Genomic DNA, 4,153 nt, shown 5'->3' on the forward strand with positions numbered 1-4,153 from the left:
TTTTGCACATGCTGCGAGGTGTAGTGGGTACTGATAATTTCTGGAAGGGAATCCGATCTTATTATGCCACCTATCAAAATGGGAGTGCAAGTACAGCTGATTTCCGAAGGGAAATGGAAGAAGCCTCGGGCCAGAACTTGGGGCAGTTTTTTGAGCAGTGGCTATACAAGCCAGGAGCATTGGTACTAGATGGAGATTGGAGCTATGATGCGGCAAATCAGGAAGTCAAGATTCGCCTGAATCAGGTTCAGGAAGATGGAAGTTTGTTCCAAATGCCCATCCAGGTAGAAGTGCAGTATGCAGAGGAAAAGAAGCAGCTGGATACGCTTCTTGTAAATCAAAAAGGAAATGAGTTTAGGGTGAAGGTGGAAAGAGAGCCGAAGGAGGTGATTTTGGATCCAGGTTTTTGGGTCTTGAAGGAGGCTAGTTTTACCAGAAATATTAAAGAATAAAACGGATGAAGCCTGATTACAGTTTCTTTAATGACCGATCCTACAAGATGACATTATCCCTGTCAGTTTCGATCTTTTTAATGATTTTCCTGCTGATTTTTCAGCCTTTCGGGATTAATAATTATTCTCCAACCCGGGTATTCTCTTTCGAGTTTATTGGAGTGCTTACGCTTATTATGGGATATGCTTTTCTCATTTCTCTTTTTAATGAATTTTTGATTCGCCCGAGGGTTTTTACCAAAGTAAGCTTGGCTAAAATAATTGCCTGGACAATTTGGACCTTTATTTTTATCGGTTCTGGAGTATTTCTGTTATACAATTTTCTAGGAGGATGGCATGATCTTTCTCTGGTAAGTTGGGCTGAATTTGTTCTTGATTTGGCTTCAGTCTGTATTTTTCCGATCGTGGGTACATTTTTTTATTTCCGGTACCATAATCTTAACCAGGCCTACCAACAGATTTTAAGCAATAAGACCGCAACGCTTTCTTCAGATCAAATGATCCATTTTCAGGGGACTGGAATCAATGATAACCTGATCATTTCCTTTAAGGATTTTATCTATGCTCAGGCTCAAAATAACTATGTTGAGATTATTTATAAAAAGGAGGAGGGTTTGGGGAAAGGTTTGATCCGAAGTACCCTTTCTGAGCAAGTAAACAAAATCCAATCTCCTTATCTGGTTCGATGCCATCGTTCTTATATGGTCAACTTGTTCCATGTTCGGGCGATATCTGATGGATCAGAGATGAAGATTTTCCTGAATTACCTTACCCAGCCGATTTCTGTTTCCAAGTCCTACAAGGAAAGCACGCAAGAAGCTATTCACCAGATGAAAAACTTCGATTGAGTTTCAATCGCCCCAAAACTTACAATTCCACCACAAATAGCCAGTTTTCACCCCAAAGGGGCTTATTCCCTCGTCTTCAATTCATTGGATGCCGTAACTAGTAGCAAACAAATCCAACAATTATGAAGACTGAAAAATCATTAATTCGCATTTTCCTGGGACTGTTCTTGATCCTTGGAAGCTTTTCTGTGCAAGCACAATCCAGCCACACAGATACTTTATTGGAATCATTTGTAGAAAGCTTTAAAACTGACCCAATGGCTTTGAGTACCACTTTTGGTATTCAAGTAGGAGAGGGCTGGTGGACAGTTTCTGTACGGAGATTTCAGGAGCCTTATTTAGTAGGAAAAAATAAGCAGTATACTTTTCACAATTTTGGCCCTCACGAGGTCAGCCTAAAAAAAGGTCAACCATCCGAGCCCACTTGGTATTTCCGTTTTGCCGATGAATCCGTTTTGGATAAGATTGCGAGTGGGGAATGGACCGCAACTACTGCCGCTGCCAAATCTACTCCACAAGACATCACGGCTCTGGATATTCTAGATATGGAAGGATATCAATCCACCCAAGGCGCGACTGCCATTGCCTATCAAACCATAGAGCATTTCTGGAAAACCAATCCCGGTGAAGTGACCCGATTCAGTCGAGAAAGTTCACTTCCTAGTCATGGGGCCCAAATTGTGGCGCTCTATACCATGAAAGACAAGCGAATTAGTTGGTTCACTTTAGGGAAAGAGGAAGTTGCTAATGGAGACCGAGGTTTGGAAAAAGGCCAGGTTCCCAACCTTTTTATTATCACTAAAGGAAAAGGAAAAGCTCAAATAGGGGAAGATGAACTTGATTTGGAGCCAGGCATGAGTGTTTTTGTCGGACCTTATGTCAATCATGTGCTATACAATCCCTATGAAGAACCTTTGGAAGGTATTCTGATTCTTTTTGGGGATAATATTGATTATGCCTTAGGTCAATCCTATTTGGACTTTTTGGATCAGGAATATGCCTTTTATGAGAAGAATGAGTATGCCGGGAAGGCAATCGGCCAAAATAAATAGAAACTGAAGGTTGTATTATTTTGATAATATTTTCTGTGGTCGACTAGTAACAAAATAAGTAGTTGTGAGAAAATTACAAATTGCCCTGTTTAATCCAGTCCCAAGGCTTCTAGTTGAAGCTGTTGGAGTTCAGTTTTAAGCAGGGCAAGAGTTTCTGCATAAGCTGGATTCCCGATCAAATTGTTCATTTCAAAGGGGTCAGAATTTAGGTCATAGAGTTCCGCTTCATCAAATCTGAGCCATTTAATGTATTTGAATTGGTCCTTGATGATCACCCGGTAATCCAGTTGGGCAGTCCAGGGAAATGGCTGTTCATTGCTAAAGTATTCTACCAAAGCGGAGGTTCTGATTTCTTTCTCCTGACCAGTGATCAAAGGAAGCAGGGATTTTCCCTGTATGGTTTTAGGCAATGCTAATCCCGCCGCATCCAGTGCTGTGGCTGACAAATCGATTGACAATACCAATCCTTCTACCTTTGCTTTTTTGTTGCCTAGTAGGGGATAGTTGATGATCAGTGGTGATTTGATAGACTCTTCGTAAGGCAATCTTCGCTCTAGAGAAAATCCATGTTCTCCGAAAAAATACCCATTATCGCTGGTCAGGATGATCATGGTATTTTCATAAACGCCCTGCTTTTTGAGTTCAGCGACAATCCTTCCCAGGCTTTCATCGACCGCAAGCATCATTTCAGCGCGTCTTTGGATTGAGGCTTCAGAAACCCCTAGATCCATACTGCTACCCCATCTGGGATCTTCTTGCAGGATAGTGGATCTAAGTTGAAAGGCATTTTGAATAACTGGCTTGTCCGCATCCGCCTCCGCGTTAGGAGAATAGGAGGGTCTTCGTTGGAAGATTTTTCCTTCGTACAAGCCTTGGTGTCGTTCTGCAGGTATAAACTCCTTTGGTACGCTCAGATCTGTACTTCCGTCATTTCGCTGAAAGGATTCAGGATGAATGGCTTTGTGTCCAATGTAAAGGAAGAAATTTTCGGCTGCATTGTTCTCAATAAAACCTACGGCCTTGTCTGTAAATACGTCTGTGGTATATCCTTTTGCCACGTAAGTGCGACCATCCTCAAATAGCAAGGGATCGTAACTGCTGCCTTGTCCTTCCATACATACCCAGTAATCATAGCCCGGCCTTGGTTCCGAACTGTTCCCCATGTGCCACTTCCCGATATGGCCTGTTTTATAGCCGGCTTCCTGAAGGTATTTTGGGAAAAGGTCGAGCATAAAGCTTGCCTGGTCCCGAGAAGTGTTGTCAATAATCCCATGTCTGGAGGGATATTGCCCGGTAAGGATACTGGCTCTATTGGGAGAGCAAAGCGGGATGGCATGATAGGCCCGATCAAAAGTTGTTCCTTCTGCAGCCAAGCGATCAATATTCGGCGTTTGGAGATACGTATGTCCACCACCGCTCCATTCATCAAATCGCATGTCATCCACCACAATTACCACAATATTTGGGCGTGTACTTTGGGCCATCCCTTGGAAGAGGATCAGGCAAAAAGCAAGAACGGAAAGTAGAATTTTCATTTTAGAAAGATTGAATGATATGGGGGCAAAAGGAAACCGAATATAATAAAATACTCAAGGTAAAGTTATTCCCCTAGGGGGATATGGAATCCAAAAAATAGCTGATTTAAGGGAGTTAGGAAATAAACTCGATTCCACTCCCCCTTGAAAAGGGGGTAAGAGGATTAAGAATCTTTAAAAAACTTCAACCTTCCCGTTATGTCTAAGTCCGGCTTTTCTTTTTTTGCCTGGGAAATAAGCTTACCCACTTCAAAGGGGAACTGATT

At 42.2% G+C, this 4,153-nt stretch carries 4 protein-coding genes; 3 read left to right on the top strand and 1 reads right to left on the bottom strand.

The window, feature by feature from the left end:
• From Q0L68_RS14930 to Q0L68_RS14940, 3 genes are all read left to right on the top strand, one after another.
• A partial coding sequence (locus Q0L68_RS14930; RefSeq protein WP_296704787.1) for a M1 family aminopeptidase occupies positions 1–452 on the top strand: 452 nt, incomplete at its 5' end.
• 5 nt (positions 453–457) lie between these two features.
• Positions 458–1,300 (top strand): LytTR family DNA-binding domain-containing protein, encoded by an 843-nt coding sequence (locus tag Q0L68_RS14935; protein ID WP_296704789.1) that lies wholly within the window; start codon positions 458–460, stop codon positions 1,298–1,300.
• Between the two features lie 122 nt (positions 1,301–1,422).
• Positions 1,423–2,352, top strand: a complete 930-nt coding sequence (locus Q0L68_RS14940) for a cupin domain-containing protein (RefSeq protein WP_296704790.1) — start codon at positions 1,423–1,425, stop codon at positions 2,350–2,352.
• Positions 2,353–2,441: 89 nt separating this feature from the next.
• Here Q0L68_RS14940 and Q0L68_RS14945 read toward each other — a convergent pair whose 3' ends face one another.
• The gene (locus Q0L68_RS14945; RefSeq protein ID WP_296704792.1) at positions 2,442–3,887 is read right to left on the bottom strand and encodes a sulfatase-like hydrolase/transferase; all 1,446 of its coding nucleotides are present in this window, start codon (positions 3,885–3,887) and stop codon (positions 2,442–2,444) included.
• Positions 3,888–4,153 lie beyond the last annotated feature (266 nt).

This window comes from Algoriphagus sp. (assembly GCF_024642405.1).
Classification (GTDB): domain Bacteria; phylum Bacteroidota; class Bacteroidia; order Cytophagales; family Cyclobacteriaceae; genus Algoriphagus.